This window comes from Burkholderia cepacia, assembly GCF_029962485.1.
Taxonomy (GTDB): Bacteria; Pseudomonadota; Gammaproteobacteria; order Burkholderiales; family Burkholderiaceae; genus Burkholderia.
Genome location: NZ_CP073637.1, coordinates 2862530 through 2886786 on the forward strand (window position 1 = coordinate 2862530; position 24257 = coordinate 2886786).

Annotated in this window: 25 protein-coding genes; 12 read left to right on the forward strand and 13 right to left on the reverse strand. The window is 68.6% G+C overall.

Annotation, left to right across the window (positions count from 1 at the left end; all coding sequences use genetic code 11):
- Positions 1 to 6: 6 nt before the first annotated feature.
- A complete protein-coding gene (locus KEC55_RS13360) occupies positions 7 to 1398 on the reverse strand; it encodes a CoA transferase (protein ID WP_282505822.1) in 1392 nt (463 codons plus the stop codon).
- A 188-nt stretch (positions 1399 to 1586) separates the two neighbouring features.
- Positions 1587 to 1910 carry a DUF2917 domain-containing protein gene (locus KEC55_RS13365; RefSeq protein WP_282505823.1) on the reverse strand — a complete coding sequence of 108 codons (324 nt, stop codon included), beginning with the start codon at positions 1908 to 1910 and terminating at the stop codon, positions 1587 to 1589.
- 218 nt (positions 1911 to 2128) lie between these two features.
- Here KEC55_RS13365 and mdtD point away from each other — a divergent pair, with 218 nt between their 5' ends.
- Together mdtD and KEC55_RS13375 are read left to right on the forward strand one after the other, a co-directional pair.
- Entirely contained in the window at positions 2129 to 3565 is a 1437-nt protein-coding gene (gene mdtD, locus KEC55_RS13370; protein WP_282505824.1) for a multidrug transporter subunit MdtD, read from the forward strand.
- A gap of 191 nt (positions 3566 to 3756) precedes the next feature.
- Complete coding sequence (locus tag KEC55_RS13375; protein ID WP_282505825.1) at positions 3757 to 5028, forward strand: EAL domain-containing protein; 1272 nt, start codon at positions 3757 to 3759, stop codon at positions 5026 to 5028.
- A gap of 19 nt (positions 5029 to 5047) precedes the next feature.
- Here the strand turns inward: KEC55_RS13375 and KEC55_RS13380 are convergent, their stop codons facing one another.
- The 3 genes from KEC55_RS13380 to KEC55_RS13390 all read right to left on the reverse strand — a co-directional run bounded on the left by KEC55_RS13380 (position 5048) and on the right by KEC55_RS13390 (position 7325).
- Positions 5048 to 5653: a class I SAM-dependent methyltransferase gene (locus KEC55_RS13380; protein ID WP_282505826.1), complete on the reverse strand. Its 606-nt coding sequence runs from the start codon at positions 5651 to 5653 to the stop codon at positions 5048 to 5050.
- A 108-nt stretch (positions 5654 to 5761) separates the two neighbouring features.
- Complete coding sequence (locus KEC55_RS13385) at positions 5762 to 6808, reverse strand: 2-dehydropantoate 2-reductase (RefSeq protein ID WP_282505827.1); 1047 nt, start codon at positions 6806 to 6808, stop codon at positions 5762 to 5764.
- On the reverse strand, positions 6801 to 7325 hold the full coding sequence (locus KEC55_RS13390; protein ID WP_282505828.1) for a DUF962 domain-containing protein: 525 nt from the start codon (positions 7323 to 7325) through the stop codon (positions 6801 to 6803). The genes KEC55_RS13385 and KEC55_RS13390 overlap by 8 nt, the downstream gene beginning before the upstream one ends.
- 81 nt (positions 7326 to 7406) lie before the next feature.
- Here KEC55_RS13390 and KEC55_RS13395 point away from each other — a divergent pair, with 81 nt between their 5' ends.
- Together KEC55_RS13395 and chrA are read left to right on the forward strand one after the other, a co-directional pair.
- Positions 7407 to 8114, forward strand: coding sequence for a Crp/Fnr family transcriptional regulator (locus tag KEC55_RS13395; RefSeq protein ID WP_176050711.1), 708 nt, complete (start codon positions 7407 to 7409; stop codon positions 8112 to 8114).
- A gap of 87 nt (positions 8115 to 8201) precedes the next feature.
- Positions 8202 to 9413, forward strand: coding sequence for a chromate efflux transporter (chrA, locus tag KEC55_RS13400; RefSeq protein WP_282505829.1), 1212 nt, complete (start codon positions 8202 to 8204; stop codon positions 9411 to 9413).
- Between the two features lie 104 nt (positions 9414 to 9517).
- On the opposite strand, the gene sodB is transcribed toward chrA, so the two are convergent.
- Entirely contained in the window at positions 9518 to 10096 is a 579-nt protein-coding gene (sodB, locus tag KEC55_RS13405; protein WP_011352986.1) for a superoxide dismutase [Fe], read from the reverse strand.
- A 227-nt stretch (positions 10097 to 10323) separates the two neighbouring features.
- Positions 10324 to 11706, reverse strand: a complete 1383-nt coding sequence (xseA, locus tag KEC55_RS13410; protein WP_282505830.1) for an exodeoxyribonuclease VII large subunit — start codon at positions 11704 to 11706, stop codon at positions 10324 to 10326.
- 450 nt (positions 11707 to 12156) lie between these two features.
- On the opposite strand from xseA, the gene lpxK reads away from it, so the two are divergent.
- From lpxK to KEC55_RS13435, 5 genes are all read left to right on the forward strand, one after another.
- Positions 12157 to 13185, forward strand: coding sequence for a tetraacyldisaccharide 4'-kinase (gene lpxK / locus KEC55_RS13415; RefSeq protein WP_282505831.1), 1029 nt, complete (start codon positions 12157 to 12159; stop codon positions 13183 to 13185).
- Positions 13166 to 13360: a Trm112 family protein gene (locus KEC55_RS13420; RefSeq protein ID WP_006482216.1), complete on the forward strand. Its 195-nt coding sequence runs from the start codon at positions 13166 to 13168 to the stop codon at positions 13358 to 13360. Before lpxK ends, KEC55_RS13420 begins: the two co-directional genes overlap by 20 nt.
- A gap of 101 nt (positions 13361 to 13461) precedes the next feature.
- Positions 13462 to 14253 (forward strand): 3-deoxy-manno-octulosonate cytidylyltransferase, encoded by a 792-nt coding sequence (gene kdsB, locus KEC55_RS13425; protein WP_282505832.1) that lies wholly within the window; start codon positions 13462 to 13464, stop codon positions 14251 to 14253.
- Between the two features lie 208 nt (positions 14254 to 14461).
- Positions 14462 to 15124 carry an adenylate kinase gene (adk, locus tag KEC55_RS13430; protein ID WP_059233378.1) on the forward strand — a complete coding sequence of 221 codons (663 nt, stop codon included), beginning with the start codon at positions 14462 to 14464 and terminating at the stop codon, positions 15122 to 15124.
- A gap of 295 nt (positions 15125 to 15419) precedes the next feature.
- Positions 15420 to 16178 carry an SDR family NAD(P)-dependent oxidoreductase gene (locus KEC55_RS13435; RefSeq protein ID WP_282505833.1) on the forward strand — a complete coding sequence of 253 codons (759 nt, stop codon included), beginning with the start codon at positions 15420 to 15422 and terminating at the stop codon, positions 16176 to 16178.
- A 65-nt stretch (positions 16179 to 16243) separates the two neighbouring features.
- Here KEC55_RS13435 and KEC55_RS13440 read toward each other — a convergent pair whose 3' ends face one another.
- Together KEC55_RS13440 and murJ are read right to left on the reverse strand one after the other, a co-directional pair.
- Positions 16244 to 17086: a SirB1 family protein gene (locus KEC55_RS13440; RefSeq protein WP_282505834.1), complete on the reverse strand. Its 843-nt coding sequence runs from the start codon at positions 17084 to 17086 to the stop codon at positions 16244 to 16246.
- Between the two features lie 8 nt (positions 17087 to 17094).
- Positions 17095 to 18645 (reverse strand): murein biosynthesis integral membrane protein MurJ, encoded by a 1551-nt coding sequence (murJ, locus tag KEC55_RS13445; protein ID WP_282505835.1) that lies wholly within the window; start codon positions 18643 to 18645, stop codon positions 17095 to 17097.
- Between the two features lie 304 nt (positions 18646 to 18949).
- On the opposite strand from murJ, the gene rpsT reads away from it, so the two are divergent.
- Positions 18950 to 19222 carry a 30S ribosomal protein S20 gene (gene rpsT / locus KEC55_RS13450; RefSeq protein ID WP_059233374.1) on the forward strand — a complete coding sequence of 91 codons (273 nt, stop codon included), beginning with the start codon at positions 18950 to 18952 and terminating at the stop codon, positions 19220 to 19222.
- 152 nt (positions 19223 to 19374) lie between these two features.
- Here the strand turns inward: rpsT and KEC55_RS13455 are convergent, their stop codons facing one another.
- Positions 19375 to 19695, reverse strand: a complete 321-nt coding sequence (locus KEC55_RS13455; protein ID WP_006482210.1) for a DUF3579 domain-containing protein — start codon at positions 19693 to 19695, stop codon at positions 19375 to 19377.
- A 413-nt stretch (positions 19696 to 20108) separates the two neighbouring features.
- Here KEC55_RS13455 and argF point away from each other — a divergent pair, with 413 nt between their 5' ends.
- Positions 20109 to 21038, forward strand: coding sequence for an ornithine carbamoyltransferase (gene argF, locus KEC55_RS13460; protein ID WP_282505836.1), 930 nt, complete (start codon positions 20109 to 20111; stop codon positions 21036 to 21038).
- An 88-nt stretch (positions 21039 to 21126) separates the two neighbouring features.
- Here argF and murB read toward each other — a convergent pair whose 3' ends face one another.
- Positions 21127 to 22176: a UDP-N-acetylmuramate dehydrogenase gene (gene murB, locus KEC55_RS13465; protein ID WP_282505837.1), complete on the reverse strand. Its 1050-nt coding sequence runs from the start codon at positions 22174 to 22176 to the stop codon at positions 21127 to 21129.
- Positions 22177 to 22312: 136 nt separating this feature from the next.
- On the opposite strand from murB, the gene KEC55_RS13470 reads away from it, so the two are divergent.
- Positions 22313 to 22798: a YajQ family cyclic di-GMP-binding protein gene (locus KEC55_RS13470; protein ID WP_282505838.1), complete on the forward strand. Its 486-nt coding sequence runs from the start codon at positions 22313 to 22315 to the stop codon at positions 22796 to 22798.
- Between the two features lie 79 nt (positions 22799 to 22877).
- Here the strand turns inward: KEC55_RS13470 and plsY are convergent, their stop codons facing one another.
- Together plsY and ybaK are read right to left on the reverse strand one after the other, a co-directional pair.
- Positions 22878 to 23516, reverse strand: coding sequence for a glycerol-3-phosphate 1-O-acyltransferase PlsY (gene plsY, locus KEC55_RS13475; RefSeq protein WP_282505839.1), 639 nt, complete (start codon positions 23514 to 23516; stop codon positions 22878 to 22880).
- Between the two features lie 116 nt (positions 23517 to 23632).
- Positions 23633 to 24124 (reverse strand): Cys-tRNA(Pro) deacylase, encoded by a 492-nt coding sequence (ybaK, locus tag KEC55_RS13480; RefSeq protein ID WP_124456378.1) that lies wholly within the window; start codon positions 24122 to 24124, stop codon positions 23633 to 23635.
- Positions 24125 to 24257 lie beyond the last annotated feature (133 nt).

Sequence of the window (24257 nt, forward strand, 5' to 3'; positions counted from 1 at the left end):
CGGCGCTTACAGCCAGTACGCGTCATCGGTGCCGGGCAGCACGGGCGGCCGCGCGAACGCCGGCGGCGTAACCGACAACCGCTCGGCCGGCCGCACGGTATCGAGCATGCCGAACGGCGACGCGATGCGATCGATCCGGTCGCGCACGTCGGCGGCAGCGAGATCGGGCACACCCAGGCCGCCCGGCACGTTGCCGAACGACTGCAGCCAGCGCCCCGTCTGCGCCAGCGACATCCGCACGTGCCAGCTTCCCCCTTCGCGCGCCCGCCGCGCGAGCGCGATCATCGCGCCGAACGCCGCGAGATACCCCGTCGCATGATCGAGCGCCTGGCACGGCAGATGGCGCGGCGCGTCCGCGTGCGCGGCGTGCTGCTCCTGCCACGCGATCCCGCTCGCCGACTGCACGAGACTGTCGAAGCCGCGCCGCTTCGCCCACGGCCCAGCCTGTCCGTACGCCGAGATCGACACGTACACGATGCCGGGCCGCCGCTCCGCCAGCGCCTGCGGCGCGAAACCGCGAGCCGCGAGCGCGCCGGGCCGGTACGCCTGCAGGAACACGTCCGCGTCGCGCACCAGCGTGTGCAGCGTGTCGACGCCCGCCCTATCGCGCAGGTCGATCCACGTCGAGCGCTTGCCGCGCCCGTTGTCGATCACGAGCGGCGCGATGTTCGGCAGGTGCGGCCCGTTGACGAGCAGCGTCTGCGCACCGTGCGACGCCAGCGTGCGGCCCGCGACCGGCCCCGCGATGATGCGCGTGAGATCGAGCACGCGCACGCCCGCGAGCGGCTGCCCGGATTCGCCGCGGCCGATCGGCTCGACCGGCGCGTCGCCGATCCGCTCGATCTCGAACAGCGGCAGCGCTGCAATCGCGTACGCCTGCTCGTGCGCCGCCCATTCGTCAGGGGTTCTGATCAATGCCGCGCACAGGCCGGCCTCGGCCAGCGCGGTATCGAGCGCCGTGCCGTCCCATGTGCGGATCGCGGCAGCGACGTCGGCCCGCTGCGCGCCGCAACCGAGCACGTCGAGGATCCCGCGCAGGTGATGCGGGAAGTTCGCATGCAGCTGGATCCAGCGTGCATCACCCGTCTCGAAGAAGCCCGTCACCGGATGACGCAACTCCGGCGGCGGGCCGTCGTCCACACGCAGGTAGCGTTCGCTGCGGAACGCGACCAGCGCATCGCGCACCGACACGTCGACGGATTGCGCTGCGCCCGTGCGCAGCCGGTGGCATTCGGCCGCCGCGAGCCCGGCAGCCGCGATCGTCGCTGCCGCGAGCGTGCCGACATGAAACGTCGACGGCAGCGTCGGGTCCTGCCCCGTCACGGTCGCGCGGGCCAGCGCGCCGCGATCGCCGCGCGCGAGTTGCCACAGATGCGTCAATGCGAGTTCGGGCGTCATGGTGAGCGGGGCGCGATGGAGGACACGAAATCGAGTCTAGAATTCGCGCCCGCTGCAATCAATCCGGATCGCGAGAATCCATGTGCGGGCGCGCTTCATGCGGCACGACCGGTGCGATCGGCACGACATTCGCGGGCATCCGCCCTGTTCGGGCAAGCGCCCTCGTGCGCACATGCGCCCCGCGCACACTACGTCGGCAGCGACGCGGCCGCATGGCGCCGGCCATCGCGCCACGCGACGAGCGGCCGCCACCACGCGCGCGCAACATGCACCGCCGGGGCCGCGTGCGGCCCGAACGCGAACGTGGCGCCGCGCGGCCCCGCGCTGACCCACACGCGCACGCCGGGCTCGAACGTCAGCGAATCGCCGGCGCCCAGCCAGTAGTCGTCGAGCCTGCCCTCGACCGTCACCCACACGTCACCGTCCGCCACCTGCAGTGCGGTGCGATCGACGATCCGCCACCGTCCGGCCGGCTCGTCGCCGTCGATCACGTAAAGTCGCAGTTCGCGCATGGCAGCCTCCTGGTCGCACGGATTCGATGGCACCAGTATTTCGGACAGTGGCGGCATGCGGACAGATACGGCTGCAGACACTTCTGACTGAACTGTACTGGTCGGGCGACGAGGACGGCCTCCAACCGCCGGAATTCGCGTCACACCATGCGCCGAACCTGCACGGCCCATCGGCTTTCCCTACAATGTCGGCTGTCCCGCGCCACCGCCCCGCCCTCATGTTCCAGCGTCCGCCTGCCGCCGCCCCCGGCGAAAAGAATCTCACCGTGATGCTCTGGCTCGTTGCGACGGGCTTCTTCATGCAGACGCTCGATTCGACGATCGTCAACACGGCGCTGCCGTCGATGGCCGCGAGCCTCGGCGAATCGCCGCTGCGCATGCAGTCGGTCGTGATCGCTTACTCGCTGACGATGGCGGTGATGATCCCCGTGTCAGGCTGGCTCGCCGACACCTTCGGCACGCGGCGCGTGTTCTTCAGCGCGATCCTGGTGTTCTCGCTCGGCTCGCTGCTGTGCGCGAATGCGCATACGCTCACCCAGCTCGTCGCGTTCCGCGTCGTGCAGGGCGTCGGCGGCGCGATGCTGCTGCCGGTCGGGCGGCTCGCGGTGCTGCGCACCTTTCCGGCCGAACGCTACCTGTCCGCGCTGTCGTTCGTCGCGATTCCCGGCCTGATCGGCCCGCTGATCGGGCCAACGCTCGGCGGCTGGCTCGTGAAGATCGCGTCGTGGCACTGGATCTTCCTGATCAACGTGCCGGTCGGCGTCGCGGGCTGCATCGCGACCTTCTACTCGATGCCCGATTCGCGCAACCCGGCCGTCGGCCGCTTCGACCTGAAGGGCTATCTGCTGCTGACGATCGGCATGATCGCGATCTCGTTGTCGCTCGACGGGCTCGCCGATCTCGGCATGCAGCACGCGGCCGTGCTCGTGCTGCTCATCCTGAGCCTCGCGTGCTTCGTCGCATACGGGCTGTACGCGGTGCGCGCGCCGCAACCGATCTTCTCGCTCGAACTGTTTAGAATCCACACGTTCAGCGTCGGGCTGCTCGGCAACCTGTTCGCGCGGATCGGCAGCGGCGCGATGCCGTACCTGATCCCGCTGCTGCTGCAGGTTAGCCTCGGCTACTCGGCGTTCGAGGCCGGGCTGATGATGCTGCCGGTCGCCGCGGCCGGGATGTTCTCGAAGCGCATCATCACGCGGCTGATCACGCAGCACGGCTACCGCAAGGTGCTGCTCGCGAACACGATCATGGTCGGCGTGATGATGGCGAGCTTCGCGCTGATGCACGACTCGGTGCCGGTGTGGGTGAAGGTCGTGCATCTCGCGCTGTTCGGCGGCTTCAACTCGATGCAGTTCACCGCGATGAACACGCTGACGCTGAAGGATCTCGGCACGGGCGGCGCGAGCAGCGGCAACAGCCTGTTCTCGCTCGTGCAGATGCTGTCGATGAGCCTCGGCGTCACGGTCGCGGGCGCGCTGCTCGCGACGTTTACGGGCATGCTGCGCACCGTGACGCCGAGCAATACGCTGCCGGCGTTCCACGCGACCTTCATCTGCGTCGGGATCATCACGGCCGCGTCGGCGTGGATCTTCGCGCAGCTCGCGCCCGAGATCCGCAGCACCGCGCGCAAGACCGACCCGTCCGAGCGCACGTGACGCGCGGCGCGCGCCGTTTCGGGGGCCGCGCCGCCGCCGACGCACCATTACGGTGCAGATCGCCCCGGCGACGCGCGCATCGAGGCGCCCTTTCCCGGCCGCGACGGGCGGCCGCACGCGGCGCGATGCCGTGCATGCTTCTTGCTCGCCTATTCTCTAGGTAAACTGGCAGTCTTCCATCGGCCGACATCATGAGCATGATCGAAATCGATCCCCCCGGCTTTCAGCCGCCCCGCCCCGTCGCCGGCGACGACGGGAACCGGCGCACCGTGCTGTACGGCGGCTACACCGTGTTCAGCGTGTTCCAGCCCGTTTTCTCGGTGTCGCACCGCCGCGCGATCGGCTATCACGCGTCGCTGCGCGCACACGACGAGGAAAGCCGCCAGGTGGCGTCGCACGAGGTGTTCACGCAGGCGGCGCGCCGCGGCGATCTGCTCGAGCTCGGCCGGCTCGCCGAATCGTTGCATCTCGGTAACTTCCACGCGTTCGACAGTCACGACGAATGGCTCTTCCTGAGCCTGCATCCGGCCGCGCTGATGGACACCATCTACGGCGACGCGCTGCTCGCGAACCTGAAGGCGCTCGGGCTGCCGCCGCACCGCGTGGTGCTCGAGGTGCCCGAGCAGGCCGGCGGCGAGACACCGCGCTACGCGGCGATCGTCGACGGGCTGCGCAAGGCCGGCTTCCTGATCGCGCTGGTCGGGTTCGGCGCGAAGCATTCGAACATCGACCGCGTGTGGCATCTGCATCCGGACATCGTCACGCTCGACCGCGGCATCCTCGCGCAGGCGAGCGAGCACTCGCACCTCGAACGCGTGCTGCCGGGGCTCGTGTCGCTGCTGCACGAATCCGGCCAGCTCGTGCTGATGGGCGGCCTGTCGACCGAACGCGACGCGCTGATCGCGCTCGAATGCGACGTCGATTTCGTGCAGGGCCAGTATTTCGCGGGGCCGAGCGTCGATCCCGTGCAGCCGCAGGCCGCGGCGGGTTGCATGGATACGCTGTCGGCCGCGCTGCGGCTGCGCGTCGCGCAGCGCGAACGCACGCAGGCGGAACGGCTCGCGCCGTACGTCACCGCGCTCGAGGAAGCGAGCCAGAAGCTCGTCGCCGGCGAATCGCTCACCGACGCGGCGGCCGCCGTGCTCGGATTGCCCGAGACCGCGCGCTGCTTCCTGCTCGATGCATCGGGCCGCCAGATCGGCGACAACGTGCTCGCGCGCGGCAGCGTGTCGCAACGCGCGAAGCGCTTCCGGCCGCTGCTGCATTCCGAAGGGGCCAGTTGGGAACGTCGCCCGTACTTCATCGACGCCATGCGCGCGCCGGGCCGCGTGCACCTGACGCCGCCCTACCTGTCGATCAACGAAGCGCACCTGTGCGTGACGGCGTCGATCGCCGCACCGGCCGCGACCGGCATGCAGGTGCTCTGCGTCGACATCAATTGGGAAGCGGCGCTCAACCAGTAAGCGCGACCGCGCGCCGCCGTCACGCGGCGCCGGCCGCCTTGCGCACGATCAACCGGTGTACACGCTTTCCGGACGAGGCGCTGACGACCTCGTGCTCGTCGAGCACGTACACGCCGGCGCCGAGCGCCGCATGCATCCGCGCCGAATCCAGTGCCGTATAGAGGCGACCGCGCTCGTCGCGCAACGTGCCGCTTCCGGCCACCCGCCAGCTCAGATACAACGTACCGCCCGGCATCAGCAGATCGGCCAGCCGCGCGGCGGCGGCCGCCGCATCGGCCTGTTCGAGATGCATGACGACCGTTTCGCACAGCACGTTGCGAAACGCGCCGGAGGGCACGCCCGCCAGCGCCGGCAGCGCGGCGAGTTCGAAGCTCAGGTCCGGATGGTGCTGCCGCGCCTCGGCGAGCAGCGCGGCGCTCGCATCGTAGCCACGCACGTCGAAGCCGCGCGACGCAAGCCAGGCCGTATCGCGACCCGCACCGCAACCGACGTCCGCGGTCGGCCCCGGCGAGAAATGCTGTTCAAGCAGCGCGTACATGTCGTCGGGGGCGGCCTGGTCGAGCCAGTCCCGCGCGTATTGCGCGGCATGGGCGTCGTACGCATCGAGCGTCGGGCGATCCACCATGGTGAGTACTCCGCATAGGCGTCGTATGACGCACCCCGCATCTTAGCCGTTGCGCCCGGCCGGTGGTGCCGCGCACGCGGCCCGCACCGGCGATCGTCCCAAGCCGGGCTACGCGGCCCGCACGTCGCCCGCGCGTGACGCCTGCGCGGTCAGCTCGGCCCACAGCGCATCGCCGCGCCACGCCGGACGCATGGCCGCCCCTTCGGCGTCGTGGACGAGCGCGCACAGTCGCGCGTTGACAGGCGCCGGTGCGCCGAAACGCGCGGCCAGGCGCACGATCTCACCGTTGATCCACTCGACTTCCGTTGCGCGGCGCGCCGCAAGATCGTCGGACATCGACGAGCGCGCCAGCGGGTCGATCGCGAGCATCCGGCCGCCGAGCACACGGAAAGCCGCATCGGGCAGATCGAGCACGGCAGGGATCCAGCCGGCCGGCAACGGCGTCAGCCGCGCCGGGCGAATCGCGGCCCGCGCCAGCCAGTGCAGCGCCTCCCGCTGGGCCAGCGCGACGCAGCGGCGGTACGCGCGTTGCGCGAGTTCGTCGCGCAGCGGCAAGTTCGCGAGCGCGTTGACCGCGTTGTTCAGGTTGAGCAACAGCTTCGCCCACTGCACGGCCGGCATGTCGCGATGCAGCGCGAGCGGCAGCCCGGCGCGCGCGAATGCGCCGGCGAACGGCTGCAGCGCGGGCGACGCGTCTGCCGCGAGCGCGCCGGCCGAGCCCTGGTGAAAGGCGCCGGGACCGCGCTCGATCACGTTGAACGGCACCATGCCGGCCAGCACGGTCGCTTGCGGCAGCGCGTCGCGCAGCACGTCGGCATTGTGCAGGCCGTTCTGGAAGCTGATCACGAGCGTGCCGGGCCGCAGCACGCCGGCCAGCTGCGCGGCCGTGTCCCGCGTCGCGGCCGACTTCACCGCGACGAGCACGAGCCGCGCGTCGGCCGCGGCGGCCGGAGCGGTCGCGAACGCGACATCGGCCGGCGCGAGCGTCGCGCGATAGCCGCGCTGATCGGTCAGCGTGAGCCCGTGCAGGTGAATCGCATCGCCGATCCGCGCACGGCCGACGAGCGTCACGTGCGCGCCGCCCGCCGCAAGCCGGCCGCCGAGATAGCAGCCGACGGCGCCTGCGCCGAACACGCAGACCGGCGCGTCAGACATGCGAGTGCGCGCCGCCGTGCACGGGGCCGGCACGCCGCTCGACTTCGCGGCGCACGTCACCACGCAGCCCCGCGAAGAACGCGACTTCGGCGACGACGAACAGCGGCCCGACCATCAGCCCGATCAGATCGTCGACGAACGCGGGCTTGCGCCCTTCGAACCAGTGCCCGACGAACTGCACGATCCAGCCGACGACGAACGCGCCGATGCCGGTCGCGAGCCATTGCGCCGTCGGCAGCAACGCGAGCGACTGCGCGGCCCACAGGCCGAGCGCGAACAGCACGGTCATCACGAGCCCGAACCGCAGGTCGAGGCGCAGGTAGAACACGACGAACGCGACCGCCAGCAGCAGCGCCGGCGACAGCGCGATGCCGGCCAGCATCCCCAGCGCCGGCCGCGACAGCAGCACCTCGACCGCGAACACGATCATTGGGATGCCGACCAGGTGCGTCGCGATGTTGCGCGCGTCGCGGTGGTAGGCCGCATACTGCGAGAGATGGTCTTCGAGCGTCTTCATCGCGTCTCCTGGTCGGTTATTGAGCGCTATGATGCGCGTCACGCCCGAGAACCTCTGTCAGCTACCCGACATCGCGTATCCATGCCTGCACCGCTCGCCCCGTACCTGCCGCAGATCGAAGCGAACCCGTGGTTCGCCGCGCTGCCGCCCGCGTTGCGCGCGGACCTGGTCGCCGGTGCGGTGCTGCGCCGCCTGCCGGCCGGCCACGCGCTGTTCCGGCGCGGCGACCCGCCGTGCGGGCTGTATGCGGTCCTGGCCGGTTCACTCACGATAGGTGCGGTCGACCCGCAGGGCAAGGAAGCGCTGCTGACGGTGGCCGAGCCCGTCACGTGGTTCGGCGAAATCGCGCTGTTCGACGGCCAGCCGCGCACGCACGACGCCATCGCGCTCGACGACGCGCTGCTGCTGCACGTCCCGCAGGCCGCGCTGCTCGCGATCCTCGACGCGACGCCGCAATACTGGCGGCAGTTCGCGCTGCTGATGGCGCAGAAGCTGCGCCTGAGCTTCCTGACCGTCGAGTCGATGAGCGTGATGCCGGCCGCGCAACGACTCGCCGCACGCCTGCTGATGATCGCCGACGGCTATGGCGGCATCAGCGCCGGGCGCACACGCGTGCGGCTGTCGCAGGAAACGCTCGCGTCGATGCTGTCGATCACGCGGCAGACCACCAACCAGTTGCTGAAGGCGCTGCAGGCCGACGGCGTCGTGCGGCTGCACGTCGGCGAAATCGAGCTCGTCGATATCGACGCGCTGCGCCGCGCGAGCGGGCTGGGGGACGGCACGCGCTGAGCGTCGCGCACCGCGCTGTCATACGTTGCCCTGCGGCGGCCGCGTTGCGCTATCGTGGCGGCTCGTCCGTTCTCCCCTCGCCCCGCCTTGAATCCATCGACCGACGCCGCCCCGTCCCGCCATCCGTGGCCCGTCTTCGTCGCGTTCCTGCGGCTCGGACTCACGTCGTTCGGCGGCCCGGTCGCGCACCTCGGCTACTTCCGCGCGGAATTCGTCACGCGGCGCGGCTGGCTCACCGAACGCACGTATGCGGATCTCGTCGGGCTGTGCCAGTTCCTGCCGGGGCCTGCGAGCAGCCAGGTCGGGATGGCGATCGGCCTCGCGCGCGCCGGCTATGCGGGCATGTTCGCCGCGTGGCTCGGCTTCACGCTGCCGTCGGCGCTGTTGATGATGCTGTTCGCGCTCGGCGTTCACGCGACGGGCGCGCCGATCGAAGCCGGCGCGCTGCACGGGCTGCGCATCGTGTCGGTCGCGGTGATCGCGCAGGCCGTCTGGGGCATGGCGCGCACGCTGTGCCCCGATGCGCGCCGCGTCACGCTGATGGCCGCGGCCGCGTGCGTCGCATTGCTCGCGCCAGCCGCGTGGACGCAGATCGCGGTGATCGTCGCGGCCGGTGCGACCGGCCTCGCACTGCTGCCGCAACCGGCACGCGACGCGCACGAACCGTTGCCGTTGCACGTATCGCATCGTGCGGGCCTGCTGTGGCTCGCGCTGTTCGCGGCGCTGCTCGTCTCGTTGCCGTTCGCGGCCCGCGCGCTCCACTCCGATACGCTCGCCGTCGTCGATGCGTTCTTCCGCACCGGCGCGCTCGTGTTCGGCGGCGGGCACGTAGTGCTGCCGCTGCTGCAGGCGGCCGTGGTCGCGCCCGGCTGGGTCGGCGATGCGACGTTCCTCGCCGGGTACGGTGTCGCGCAGGCCGTGCCGGGGCCGCTGTTCACGTTTTCGGCGTTCCTCGGCGCGTCGCTGCGCGATGCGCCGAACGGCTGGCTCGGCGGCACGATCGCACTGGTCGCGATCTTCGCGCCGTCGTTCCTGCTCATTGCCGGCACCGCACCGTTCTGGGAGCGCCTGCGCCGCAGCACGCGCATGCAGGCCGCGCTCGCGGGCGTGAACGCAGCCGTCGTCGGACTGCTGCTCGCCGCGCTCTACCATCCGGTCTGGACCGACACGATCCTCGCGCCGCGCGATCTGGCCGCCGCGCTCGTCGCCTACGTCGCGCTGGTGTTCTGGCGCGTGCCGCCCTGGGCCGTCGTGATCGCGAGCGCGGCACTCGGCTGGGCGCTCGGCCTGGCCGCCTGATCCGGCAAGCGCGCCGCTTTCCCGCGCGACAAAAACAAAAAAGCCCTCGTTTCGAGGGCTTTTTGCTGGGTGCCGCGCGCCATAGCGGCGCGCAGGCGCCGGACTTACGCGAAGTTCTTCGCTGCGAAGTCCCAGTTCACGATGTTCCAGAACGCTTCGACGAACTTCGGACGTGCGTTACGGTAGTCGATGTAGTACGCGTGTTCCCACACGTCGATCGTCAGCAGTGCCTTGTCGGCGGTCGTCAGCGGCGTGGCTGCGTTGCTCGTCGACACGATGTCGAGCGAACCGTCAGCCTTCTTCACGAGCCATGCCCAGCCCGAACCGAACGTGCCGACTGCGGCCTTCGTGAACGCTTCCTTGAATGCGTCGTACGAACCCCACTTCGCGTTGATCGCGTCGCCCAGCGCGCCCGTCGGTGCGCCGCCGCCGTTCGGCGACAGGCTGTTCCAGAAGAACGTGTGGTTCCAGATCTGCGCGGCGTTGTTGAAGATGCCGCCCGACGACTTCTTCACGATCTCTTCCAGCGACAGGTTTTCGAATTCCGTGCCCGGGATCAGATTGTTCAGGTTCGTCACATAAGCCTGATGGTGCTTGCCGTAGTGGTACTGGATCGTCTCGAGCGAGATGGTCGGCGCGAGTGCGTCTTCAGCGTACGGGAGCGGCGGGAGCGTATGAGCCATGGCGATTCCTTCGTTGAGTATGTAGGGAGGCTGTGTTGGATGCTGCCGAGCGTCCGATTGTAGGCGAGACCGAATAACCCCGCAAACTCACGGGCCATTTATCCGCAGTATGCGGAAAAGCGATGTTCGCGCATCGTCCTGCCGGACGAACCCGACGATGCGCGGCCTCCGTTCCCGCGCGCGATGCGTCCGTTGCGGCAACCTTCGGTCCGCTTGCAACGGTTACGTCAGATCGTATCGGTCAGTCTCGGCTGCACGTCGGCGAGCGACACGTCGGCCGAGCCTTCGGCCAGATGCACGGTCAGGCGCCGCTGCGGCTTCAGCGCGCTCGGCGCACGCACCGCGCGGCCCGTCTGCGCATCGATCAGCGCCGCATAGCCGCGCTCGAGCGTGCGCTGCGGGCTCAGCACCTCGAGCCGTGCCGCACAGGCTGACACACGCGCCGTGTCGCGTTCGTGACGGCGCTGCAACGCAACCGTGAGACGTTGCGACAGCCCCGCGAGCGCCTGGCGTGCCTGCGACGGATCGGGCCGCGCGCGCTGCCAGCGCAGTTGCACGAGCGCGAAACGCGCACGCGCATCGCGCACCGGCCGTGACGCCGCCGACGCAAGCCGCACCGCGAGCTGCTCGACGTGCGTACGCTGCCGCTGCAGCCGCTCGGCCGGGCTCACGAGCCGGCGCGAAAGCCAGTCGAGCTGCTGCGCGCGCTGTTCGAGCCGGCGCGCCATGCCGCGCGCGAGCGCACGCTGGCGGTCGTCGACCTCGCGCAGCAGCAGCGCGCGCTGGGGGCTCGCGAGCTCGGCCGCGCCGGTGGGCGTAGGCGCGCGCAGGTCGGCCGCGAAGTCCGCGATCGTGAAATCGGTTTCGTGCCCGACGCCGCTGACGACCGGCAATTCGCTCGCCGCGATCGCACGCGCCAGCGCTTCGTCGTTGAACGACCACAGATCCTCGATCGAGCCGCCGCCGCGGCAGACGAGCAGCACGTCGACCTCACGGCGCGCATTCGCGGCCTCGACGGCCGCGACGAGCTTCTCGGCGGAACCGGCGCCCTGCACCGGCGCCGGATAGACGATCACCGGAATGTGCGGCGCGCGGCGTGCGAGCGTGGTCAGCACGTCGCGCAGCGCGGCGGCCTGCAGCGACGTGACGATGCCGATCGCACGCGGGTGGGCCGGCAGCGGCCGCTTGCGTTCGGGGGCGAACAGGCCCTCGCCTTCGAGCTGCGCCTTCAGCCGCAGGAACGCTTCGTACAGGCGCCCCTGCCCGGTACGCCGCACGGCCTCGACGTTGAGCTGCACTTCGCCGCGCGGCTCGTACATCGTGACGACCGCTCGCACCTCGATCCGGTCGCCTTCGCGCGGCGTGAATTCCGCGTACTGCGCCCGGCCGCGGAACATCACGCAGCGCATCTGCGCCTGCTGGTCCTTGATCGAGAAATACCAGTGGCCGCTCGCGGCACGCGTGAAATTCGACACTTCGCCCGAAATCCACAACAGCGGAAACGAGCGCTCGAGCATCGTCGAAATCGCGCGATTGAGCGCCGAAACGGGAATCACTTCGTCGCCGCCGCGCGTCGCGCCGGGTGCGGAAAAAGAGGAGTCGGAAAGCATGGGCGGTCGGATGAATGCTGGCGGCGACACGATAGTCCGACACGCGCTCGACGTCCAGCGCCGGCCGCATTCGCCGTGGCGCGCGAAAGGTGTCCACACTTTGGCAATCTTCCGCCTAAAACGCATTAAAACCGCTGAAAAAACCAGACGATTCACGATAACGCATTGATTTTTATAGATTTTTAAACCTTTCGAAATGATTCTCATCCGATTCGAAGCCCACCCGGCGGGCGTTTGAGGTGATCGAGCGGGGAGTTTTTCACAGAGTTATCCACAGGCCGTCACGATCCGGCCCCGCAGCCTGCGTCGGCCGGTCGCGCTTGCCGCGCCGGCGTGCGGCGCGCTAGAGTGCCGCCTTCCGCAGATCCCGCGGCATGTGCCGCCCAACGGAGAATCCGCCTTGACGAATCCGTCCCACGCCGCGGCGCACGACGCGCCGCGCCCGGCCCGATGAGCGCGCCCGGCGGCCCGCTCGCGCGGCTCGAAGCGCACCTGACACGCGAATGGCAGCGGCGCGGCGCGCTCGCCTGGGCGCTCACGCCGTTCGCCTGCGTGTTCGGCCTGTGCGCAGCGCTGCGACGTACCGCCTACACGCAGGGGTGGAAACAGCCGGTCGACGTCGGCGTACCGGTCGTCGTGGTCGGCAACGTGACTGTCGGCGGCACCGGCAAGACGCCCACCGTGATCGCACTCGTCGACGCATTGCGCGCGGCCGGCTTCACGCCTGGCGTCGTGTCGCGCGGCTACGGCGCGAACGTGAAGGCGCCGACCGCCGTCACGCCCGCGTCGCGCGCTGGCGTCGGCGGCGACGAACCGCTGCTGATCGCCCGCCGCACCGGCGCGCCCGTGTGGGTGTGCCCCGATCGCGTCGCGGCCGCGCAGGCGCTGCGCGCCGCGCATCCGGACGTCGACGTGATCGTCAGCGACGACGGCCTGCAGCACTACCGCCTCGCGCGCACGGTCGAACTCGTCGTGTTCGACCACCGGCTTGGCGGCAACGGCTTCCTGCTGCCGGCCGGGCCGCTGCGCGAGCCGCTGTCGCGGCACCGCGACGCGACGCTCGTCAACGATCCGTACAGCGGCGCGCTGCCGCCCTGGCCCGACACCTATGCGCTCGCGCTGAAGCCGGGCGCCGCGTGGCACCTCGACCAGCCCGCGCTGCGCCGTCCGCTGTCGCAGTTCGCTCACGAGCGCGTGCTCGCCGCGGCCGGCATCGGCGCGCCGGAACGCTTCTTCGCGACGCTGCGCGCGGCCGGTCTCGCGCCGGCGACGCGCGCGCTGCCCGACCACTACGCGTTCGCCGACAATCCGTTCGTCGACGATGCCGTCGACGCAATCCTGATCACCGAGAAGGATGCAGTAAAATTGGGCGCTTCCTGGCGCGACGCTCGACTGTGGGTGGTCCCCGTCGAAGCCGCGCTCGACCCTCGCCTCATTGCCCTCGTTGTGGAGAAACTCCGTGGACGCTCGCCTGCTTGAAATCATTGTGTGCCCTATCTGCAAAGGCCCGCTCCACTACGACCGCGCCGCGCAGGAGCTGATCTGCAACGCGGACAAGCTCGCCTACCCGATCCGCGACGGCATCCCCGTGATGCTCGTCGACGAAGCGCGCCAGACCGTCGAAGGCACGCCGGTCGATCCGGCCGGCCGCTAAGCCGCCCGACAGCGCCCCGGCCTCGGCCGGGGTACCGAACCCTGCCGGCCGACCGGCTCCGGACGCGCCGCCCGCCCCGCTCTCCTCACCGCTCATCCCCGATGACTCACCCGCAACCCTTCATCGCCGTCATTCCCGCCCGGCTCGCGTCGACGCGCCTTCCGAACAAGCCGCTCGCCGATCTCGGCGGCAAGCCGATGGTCGTGCGCGTCGCCGAGCGCGCACGCGAAGCAGGCGCGCAGCAGGTGCTCGTCGCCTCCGACGCGCAGAGCGTGCTCGACGCGGCGCGCGACCACGGCTTCGAAGCGGTGCTCACGCGTGCCGACCATCCGTCCGGCACCGACCGGCTCGCGGAAGTCGCGGCGGCCTTCGGGTGGAGCGACGACACCGTCGTCGTCAACGTGCAGGGCGACGAGCCGCTGATCGACCCCGTGCTCGTGCGCGACGTGGCGTCGCACCTCGCCGCGCATCCGGCCTGCGCGATCGCGACCGCCGCCCACCCGATCCACGACGCGGCCGACGTGTTCAACCCGAACGTCGTGAAGGTCGCGCTCGACGCGCAGAGCGTCGCGCTGTACTTCTCGCGCGCGCCGATTCCGTGGAGCCGCGACGCGTACCAGCCGCACTGGCCGGACGTCGCGACCATGCCGGCACCGGCTTTCCCGGTCTACCGGCACATCGGGCTCTATGCGTATCGCGCGCGTTTCCTGCGCACCTATCCGTCGCTCGCGCAGGCGCCGATCGAGCAGGCCGAGCAGCTCGAACAGCTGCGCGCGCTGTGGCACGGTGAGCGCATCGCAGTGCTGATCACCGAGTCCGCGCCCGAAGCCGGAATCGACACGCCGGCCGATCTCACGCGCGTGCAGGCCCTTTTTCAGCCGGGTTCAAAATAACCCGTGGCATAATCAGGCGATTGTGCGAGCCGTCCGCGACCAACGCGTCCTCGCTTGACCCCGCCCGCGGCCCTGCCGGCAGCCGCGCGTCGCCCAACTCGACGCGCCGCATCAGACCAGCCCGCCGCGCGCCAGGCAAGCCCCGCGCCCGCTGTCGCCGACGCCTTTGAGGCTCGCCACACGAATCTACATACTTGGAGATATCACCATGCGTTTGATCCTGTTGGGCGCGCCCGGCGCGGGAAAGGGCACCCAGGCAAACTTCATCAAGGAAAAGTTCGGCATCCCGCAAATCTCGACCGGCGACATGCTGCGCGCGGCCGTGAAGGCCGGCACGCCGCTCGGCGTCGAGGCGAAGGGCTACATGGACGCCGGCAAGCTCGTGCCGGACGCGCTGATCATCGGCCTCGTCAAGGAGCGCCTGAAGGAATCCGACTGCGCGAATGGCTATCTGTTCGACGGTTTCCCGCGCACGATCGCGCAGGCTGACGCGATGAAGGAAGCCGGCGTCGCGATCGACTACGTGCTCGAAATCGACGTCCCGTTCTCGGAAATCATCGAGCGCATGAGCGGCCGCCGCACGCACCCGGCATCGGGCCGCACGTACCACGTCAAGTTCAACCCGCCGAAGGTCGAGGGCCACGACGACGTGACGGGCGAACCGCTGATCCAGCGCGACGACGACAAGGAAGAAACCGTCAAGAAGCGTCTCGAAGTGTACGAAGCGCAGACCAAGCCGCTGATCACGTACTACGGCGACTGGGCGCAGCGCGGCGAGGAAAACGGCCTGAAGGCACCGCAGTATCGCAAGATCTCGGGCCTCGGCGCCGTCGAGGAAATCCGCGAGCGCGCGTTTGACGCGCTGAAGTAAGCAGCGCGTCGCGCACCCGCAAGAGCCGCCCTTCCCGGGCGGCTTTTTTTTGCCCGGCCTGGATTCGCACGACCGTGCGTTTATCTCCTTCGCGTAACGACGCCCCGTACAATCGCTCGAATGCGTGTCGCGTCCACTCGCGGCGCGCTGGCCTTTCAGTCGATGGATCCGCATCGGACAGAACAACCGCTTTGCATGGGATCGCCCTAAGCGCTAAAGCGCCAAGGGCGGTCGACGCTTTGCATGGGACCTCCCTAAGCGCTAAAGCGCCAAGGGCGGTCGACAGGAGACAGGCATGGAAATTCGCGGCAACGTGTTTCTGATCACGGGCGGCGCATCGGGCCTCGGCGCCGGCACCGCACGGATGCTTGCCCAGGCCGGCGGCACGGTCGTGCTCGCCGACCTGAACGAAGCGGCAGGCACTGCGCTCGCGACCGAACTGGGCGGCGTATTCGTGCGCTGCGACGTGTCGAGCGAAACCGACGCACAGGCGGCCGTCGACGCGGCCACGCACGCGGGCACGCTGCGCGGCCTCGTGAACTGCGCGGGCATCGCGCCGGCCGCGAAAACCGTCGGCAAGGACGGCGCACACCCGCTCGACGTGTTCGCGAAGACGATCAACGTGAACCTGGTGGGCACATTCAACATGATCCGGCTCGCAGCGGCCGCGATGGCCGCGACCGCGCCGACCGCGGAAGGCGAGCGCGGCGTGATCGTCAGCACCGCGTCGGTCGCCGCCTTCGACGGACAGATCGGCCAGGCCGCCTATGCGGCATCGAAGGCCGGTGTCGCGGGCATGACGCTGCCGATCGCGCGCGACCTGTCGCGCAGCGGCATCCGCGTGATGACGATCGCGCCGGGCCTGTTCGAGACCCCGATGCTGCTCGGCATGCCGCAGGATGTGCAGGACGCGCTCGGCGCGATGGTGCCGTTCCCGCCGCGGCTCGGCAAACCGGCCGAATACGCGATGCTGGTGCGCCAGATCGTCGAGAATCCGATGCTCAATGGCGAAGTGATCCGCCTCGACGGCGCGATCCGGATGCAGCCGAAGTAAACGACCATGAAAAACGCCCGCGATGCGGGCGTTTTTTCTTGCTCCGGAAACGGCGCGATGGCGGCTCAGTCCTCGCCGTCGCGCTGCATCCGCTGCCGCAATTCGGTGACCTGCGATTCGACGACGGTCGCGTCGTCCGCCTCGGGCCGCTCGCCGAGATACTGCTCGAGATCCTCGAGCGCGGGACGCAGGTAGTCGAGCCGCGCATACGCAAAACCGCGGTCGCGCACCTCGTCGAGCTGCTCGGGCAACAGGATCACGAGCCGCTGCTGCACCGCGAGCAGCCGCTGCCAGCGTTCCGTCTGCAGATAGATCGTCTTCAGGTTGCGCAGCATCCGCGCGATGATCTCGCGGCTCGTCGCCGGTTGCAGCAGTGCGCGCAATGCACTGTCGACCGCACCGGCCGCGCGCGCGACGTACGGCTCGAGCATCTCGACCATCTCGGCTTCGGACAGCGAATGACCGTTGGTCGGATCGATGATCAGGTCGCCGTCCGGCAGCGTGACGCGCAGCAGGAAATGGCCGGGGAACGACACGCCGCGGGCCGGCACGCCGATCTGCTCGGCGAGCTCCAGGTACAGCACCGACAGCGAGATCGGGATCCCGCGCCGCCGCTTCAGCACGGCGTTCAGGTGGCTGTTATCGGGGTCGTAGTAATCGTTGTGATTGCACGAGAAGCCGAGTTCGCGGAAGAAGAAGTCGTTCAGCGCGGCAACGCGGCCCTTCAGGTCCGCATCGTCGGCGAAGCGCCGGCGCAGCCGCGCCGCCAGCATGTCGAGTTCGGCCAGCGTACCCTGCAGGTCGAGGTCGGGATACGCGTCCTGCGCCAGCGACAGCGCGGTTTCCGTGACGGGCAGACTGTCGTCGTCCGCCACGAGCGTGCTGAAGTAGTCGAGGACGCGGGTCATTGCGGTCGTCACTTGGCGCGCCTTCTGAAGTATGCGTATTTGAAGCCCATCACCCACAACATACCGAAATATAGTGCAGCGAACAGCACGAGGCACGCCGCCATCAGCGCGATGCGGTCGAGCGGCTGCGTGCGCATCCCCGTCCAGTCGAAACTGATCGCGCACCAGTGCATCAGGCCCGCGAGCACGAGTGTCGCGCCGACGAGCTGCACGAAGAAGCGCAGCCAGCCCGGCGACGGCTGGTAGATGCCGCGCTTGCGCAGCCCGAGGAACAGCAGCAGCGAATTCAGGCACGCGCCCACGCCAATGCTCAGCGTCAGGCCCGCGTGGCCGATCAGCGGCACGAACACGTAGTTCGAGATCTGCGTGACGATCAGCACGCCGATCGCGATCTTCACGGGCGTCTTGATGTCCTGCTTCGCATAGAAGCCCGGCGCGAGGATCTTGATCAGGATGATGCCGACGAGGCCGATCCCATAGGTCGCGAGCGCGCGCGCGACCATCGTGACGGTATGCGCGTCGAACTTGCCGTAGTTGAACAGCGTCGCGGTGAGCGGCGTCGCGAAGAAGAACAGCGCGAGCGCGCTCGGCGCCGCGAGCAGGAACGTGACGCGCAGCCCCCAGTCGAGCAGCGCCGAATACTCATGCGAATCGGCGTCGACGTGCGCCTTCGACAGGCTCGGCAGCAGGATCGTGCCGAGCGCGACGCCGAGCAGCGCCGTCGGGAATTCCATCAGGCGGTCGGCGTAGTTGATCCACGACACGGCGCCCTGCCCGAGCCGGGACGCGATGTTGGTGTTGATGATCAGCGACAGCTGCGCGACCGACACCGCGAACGTCGCGGGCACCATCTTCGCGAGCACGCGCTTCACGCCCGGGTGGCGCAGTGCGCGCAGCGGGTTCAGGCCGATCAGCGGCACCATGTCGATCTTCTTCAGCCCCGGCATCTGCACGAGGAACTGCAGTACGCCGCCGACGATGACGGCCCACGCGAGCGCGTAGACCGGCACCTTCAGGTGCGGCGCGACGAACACGGCTGCGGCAATGAACGCGACGTTGAGCAACACCGGCGCGAACGCGGGCAGCGAGAAGCTCTTGTATGTGTTGAGCACGCCGGACGCCAGCGTCGTCAGCGAGATGAACACGATGTACGGGAACATGATCTGCGTCATCGTGACCGCGAGCGGGAACGCCTGGCCATCGGAGTGCAGGCCGGACGCGACCGCGAACACGACCCACGACGCGCCGGCGATCCCGAGGACCGACAGCACGGCAAGCGCCCACGCGAGCACGGTGGACATCGCGTCGACGAGCGCCTTCGTCGCATCGTGCCCCTGCTGGTTCTTGAACTCGGCGAGGATCGGCACGAACGCCTGCGAGAACGCGCCTTCGGCGGACAGGCGGCGCAGCAGGTTCGGAATGCGGAAAGCGACGTAGAACGCGTCGGTATATTGACTGGCACCGAACGCACGGGCGATCAGCGTCTCGCGGGCCAGTCCGGTCACGCGCGACAGCAGCGTGAAGCCGCTGACCGTCAGCAGGGCTCTGAATAGATTCATGGGGCGCTTATTATACGGACGTTGCGCGACCCGGCCAGCGGCCGATGCCGAAAAGCGCGCACGCCGCCGGCGCCCCGTCCGGCGAATGTCACTTCGAACTTGCCACACGCTTGATTTTGTTGCTATAATCTCCGGTTTCTGGGCTCGTACATGCACGGCAACTGCCGTTTTCATGTCCTAGCCTCGGTTAAAATCACCGTTTTTTTATGCGCCCCTGGGCAATCGTTCTCAGGGGACGGATCGAAAAGCAGCGCTTGGCCGTCAGGCTCCAAGCTCTGGAAACAGGACAGGATAAGGAACCGTCATGGCTAACTCCGCACAAGCACGCAAGCGCGCCCGCCAGGCCGCGAAGGCAAACTCGCACAACTCGGCGCTGCGCTCGAAATTCCGTACCGCGATCAAGTCGGTTCGCAAGGCTGTTGACGCCGGCGACCAAGCAAAGGCTGCCGAGCTGTTCAAGGCTGCCGTGAAGACGATCGACACGATCGCCGACAAGAAGATCGTTCACAAGAACAAGGCCGCTCGCAGCAAGAGCCGCCTGGCCGCAGCCGTCAAGGGCCTGCAGGCAGCAGCGTAAATCCGGTGCGCCCGCTCGCGCGGGCGTTCCTGTTTCCTGCGATCGCAAAAAAGCCCGCCTAGGCGGGCTTTTTTGTCGTCTGCCGCCTGCGCATCATGCGGGGCGGCGGCACTTGCCGGGGCGGGCGCTGCTCGCGCCCTCGCCCGTCGGCATCACTTCTTCGCGTTGTAATCCGGCAGTTCGCACGCCTCGGTGACGACGAGGTTGTTGTCCTTCGCGAAATTCAGCACGAAATCGAAAGCCATCGGTTCGATGTCGCGCAGCCGCGAATCGAGGATCACGCATTTCAGGTCGCCGAGCATCGTCGGACGCACGTACAGCGAATACTTGAGGCGCGCATTCGGCCCGCTCGCCCCCGGCCCGAAGCAGGCCATCACACCGGCCAGACGTTCCGACCAGTCGCTCGGGCGAAACTTTTTCCCGTCTTTCGTGATGCCCTGGATGAAGAATTCGGTCGGAGGGGTTTCAGCCATGTGGTTACCCAAGTGACGGCCCGGCGATGTCCAGGCAACGGCGCCTGGAAACGCGAACACAAAGCTGGAATGGACGGCGGCACAAGCATCCCGGCATCCCGAAAACGGGACGTCGATGCGCGCCGCCGGTGGACTGCACCGGATTTGTGCAGCGCACGGCTTGTGTCCGGCAGAGCGCGAAAAGCCTTGCCTGCCGGGCTGGAGAAAACTTTCGGATTATACCGCAGCGCGCCATCGCGCGTCGTCCCGACGGCCGCCTTCCCGCGCCGTCCGCTGCCTGTCGCGATCGTGCCCCGCTTCGCTCCGCGGCTCGTCAAAGCACAGAAAATCCTTTATGCTGCTTTGAGTTATCCACACCCGACGGCGGCGCCGTCCGGCCTCGCTGCCGGGTGAAACCCGCCGTATTTCGCTTCATGACCGCCAAAACCATTCGTCACTACCTGCAGTTCAAGGATTTCTCGCTGGAAGACTACGAGTACGTGCTCGAACGCACGGGTATCCTGAAGCGCAAGTTCAAGAACTACGAGACCTATCACCCGCTGCACGACCGCACGCTCGCGATGATCTTCGAGAAGAGCTCGACGCGTACGCGCCTGTCGTTCGAGGCCGGGATCTTCCAGCTCGGCGGCCACGCCGTCTTCATGAGCACGCGCGACACGCAGCTCGGCCGCGGCGAACCCGTCGAGGATTCCGCGCAGGTCATCTCGCGGATGGTCGACATCATCATGATCCGCACGTTCGAGCAGGAGGTCATCACGCGCTTCGCGGAAAACTCCCGCGTGCCGGTGATCAACGGCCTGACGAACGACTACCACCCGTGCCAGGTGCTCGCCGACATCTTCACGTACTACGAGCACCGCGGCCCGATCGCCGGCAAGACCGTCGCATGGGTCGGCGACGCGAACAACATGCTCTACACGTGGATCGAAGCCGCGCAGATCCTCGGCTTCAAGCTGCGCCTGTCCACGCCGCCCGGCTATGCGCTCGACATGAAGCTCGTGGCGCCCGGCAGCGCGCCGTTCTACGAGGTGTTCGACGATCCGAACGAAGCGTGCAAGGGCGCCGATCTCGTCACCACCGACGTGTGGACGAGCATGGGCTTCGAAGCCGAGAACGAAGCGCGCAAGCAGGCGTTTGCCGACTGGTGCGTCGACGAGGAAATGATGGGCCATGCGAACCCGGATGCGCTCTTCATGCACTGCCTGCCCGCGCACCGCGGCGAGGAAGTGACGGCCGGCGTGATCGATGGCCCGCAGAGCGTCGTCTGGGACGAGGCGGAAAACCGCCTGCACGTGCAGAAGGCACTGATGGAGTTCCTGCTGCTCGGCCGCCTCAAGCACTGAGGCTCCGGAACGCACACGCGTAAAAAAAGCGCCGATCGACGATCGGCGCTTTTTGTTTGGGCGCGCGGAAAGCGGCGCGGAACCCGCGTTACAGGCAGACCGGCTCAGCTTCCAGCTCGACCCCGAATTGCGCACGCACGTCGGCCTGGATCGCCTGCGCCAGCGCGAGCACGTCGGCGCCCGTCGCACCGCCACGATTGACGAGCACGAGCGCCTGGCGGTCGTGCACGGCCGCCGCACCGAGTGCCCGGCCCTTCCAGCCGCAGCGGTCGATCAGCCAGCCGGCCGCCAGCTTCACGTGCCCGTCCGGCTGCGGATACGACACGACCTCGGGTGCGCGGGCGCGCAGCGCCGCGAACTGCGCGGCATCGATCACCGGATTCTTGAAGAAACTGCCCGCGTTGCCGAGCACGAGCGGATCGGGCAGCTTCGCGCGGCGGATCGCGACGACCGCGTCGAACACGTCGCTCGGCGTCGTCGCATCGGTCGCGATGCCGCGCGCGTCGAGCTCGCGCGTGACGTCCGCGTAGCCGAGCCGCGGCGCCCATTGCTTCGGCAGCCGGAACGTCACCGACACGATCGCGAACCGGCCGCGCCCTTCCCGCTTGAAGAAGCTGTCGCGGTAGCCGAACGCGCAGCGCGCGGCGTCGAAGCGCTCGCTGCGCCCCGTCGCCAGCTCGACCGCGACCAGCGAGTCGAAATACGCCTTCATTTCGAGGCCGTACGCGCCGATGTTCTGGATCGGCGCGGCGCCCACGGTGCCGGGAATCAGTGCGAGGTTCTCGAGGCCCGGCATCCCGTGCTCGAGCGTCCACGCGACGAATGCGTGCCAGTTCTCGCCGCCACCTGCCTCGACGTACCACGCGTCGTCGTCCTCGCGCACGACACGGCGGCCGCTGATCTCGTCGAACAGCACAACGCCGTCGAAATCGCGCGTGAACACGACGTTGCTGCCGCCGCCGAGCACGAACTGCGGCAGGTTCGCGACACGCGGGTCGCGGTGCAGCGCCTCGAACTGCGACGCATGCGTGATGCGCGCGGCAAGGCGCGCGGTCGCGGCGATGCCGAACGTGTTGTGCGCGGCGAGCGGATGATCGGGGAGCAGCGACAGGGCGGAATCGTCAGAGGGCATCGGCATTCGCGGTCACGTCCGCCCGGGCGGCGCATGGCCGGCCTTGGGCAAACGGAGGGGCATCGGTAAAATGGCAAACAGTCCGCAATTATAGCGAGTGCCCGCGCGCGAGCCGGGTGCCCGCATCTCAAGGGAGAAAACCATGCCATCGTTCGACGTCGTTTCCGAAGCGAACATGATCCAAGTGAAGAACGCCATCGAGCAGTCGAACAAGGAAATTTCGACGCGCTTCGACTTCAAGGGCTCCGACGCGCGCGTCGAGCAGAAGGAACGCGAGCTGACGCTGTTCGCCGACGACGATTTCAAGCTCGGCCAGGTCAAGGACGTGCTGATCGGCAAGCTGGCCAAGCGCAACGTCGACGTGCGCTTCCTCGACTACGGCAAGGTCGAGAAGATCGGCGGCGACAAGGTCAAGCAGATCGTCACCGTGAAGAAGGGCGTGACCGGCGATCTCGCGAAAAAGATCGTGCGGCTCGTGAAGGACAGCAAGATCAAGGTGCAGGCGAGCATCCAGGGCGATGCGGTGCGCATCTCGGGCACCAAGCGCGACGACCTGCAGAGCACGATCGCGATGCTGCGCAAGGACGTGACCGACACGCCGCTCGACTTCAACAACTTCCGCGACTGATCGCCAGCCGATCCGTCACGTCATCCCGCCGGGCCCCGCACACGCGGCGCGCCCGGCGCGCGGCAGGCGCCGCGCTTTCTCAGGCTTTCCCGCCGTCCTGCGCGCCGCCGTCCGCGGCCGCCTTCTTCTTGTCGCCGATCCGGCTCTCCTGCCCCGCCAACAGCTTCGAAATGTTGCCGCGGTGACGCCACACGAGCAGCACGCTCATCGCAAGCACGGCCCACGCGACCGGGTTGTGGCCCGTGCCGAACAGGAACACGTCGAACACCGGCGCGAATACGGCCGCCACCAGCGCCGCGAGCGACGAGTAACGGAAGAAGAACGCGACGATCAGCCAGGTCAGCGCGGTCGCGAGCCCGAGCACCGGGTGCACGGCGAGCAGCACGCCGGCCGCGGTCGCGACGCCCTTGCCGCCCTGGAAGCGGAAGAACACCGGATAGAGGTGGCCGAGAAACACGGCGATCGCGACCCACGCGACGGCGACGTCGGGCAGGCCCAGGCGTCGTGCGAGCCAGACGGCAACCCAACCCTTGAACGCGTCGCCGACGAGCGTCAGGATCGCGGCCTTCTTGTTGCCGCTGCGCAGCACATTGGTCGCGCCGGGATTCTTCGACCCGTACGAACGCGGGTCGGCCAGGCCCATCGCGGAACTGACGACGACGGCGAACGACACCGAACCGATCAGGTAGGCAACGAGGGCGGCGAGCAGGATCTGCATGCGGAGGACTCTTCTTTCAACGTATCGGTAAAGGGACGGCCGTGCACGGCGAGCCGGCAGGCCGAAACGGCGCCCATTCTACCGAACGGGCGCGGGGTGCCACGAAGGTGAAACCCTCAGTCGACACTCGCGCACTGCACCGGCTGCGCGCCGAGCAGCGACACGAGTACCGCCGGCGCGAGGCTGACGAGGTAGCCGCGACGGCCGCCGTTCAGGTAGATCGTCGGCAATTCGAGGATCGTCGCCTCGACGTAGACAGGCATCGTCTTGCGCGTGCCGAACGGCGACGTGCCGCCGACGAGATAGCCCGAATGGCGGTTCGCGACCTCGGGCTTGCACGGCTCGACGCGCTTCGCGCCGATCTGCCGCGCGAGGTTCTTCGTCGACACGGTGCGGTCGCCGTGCATCAGCACGATCAGCGGCTTCGCGTGCTCGTCTTCCATTACGAGCGTCTTCACGACGCAGTGCTCGTCCGCGCCGAGCTGGCGCGCCGATTCGCCGGTGCCGCCGTGCTCGACGTAGTCGTACGGATGCTCGCCGAACGTCACGCCATGGCGGCGCAACAGCTGGGTCGCGGGGGTTTCGGACACGTGTCTGGATTTGCTCATGGCGGCATTTTAATGGCGAACGACCGGCGGGCGGGCGGCCGTGTGCGCGGGCCGGAGTTATACTCGCGGCCCGTTTTCCGCCGGACGGCCGCCCGCGCCGCCGCCACGATTCCGCCCGTCATCATTGCGGACA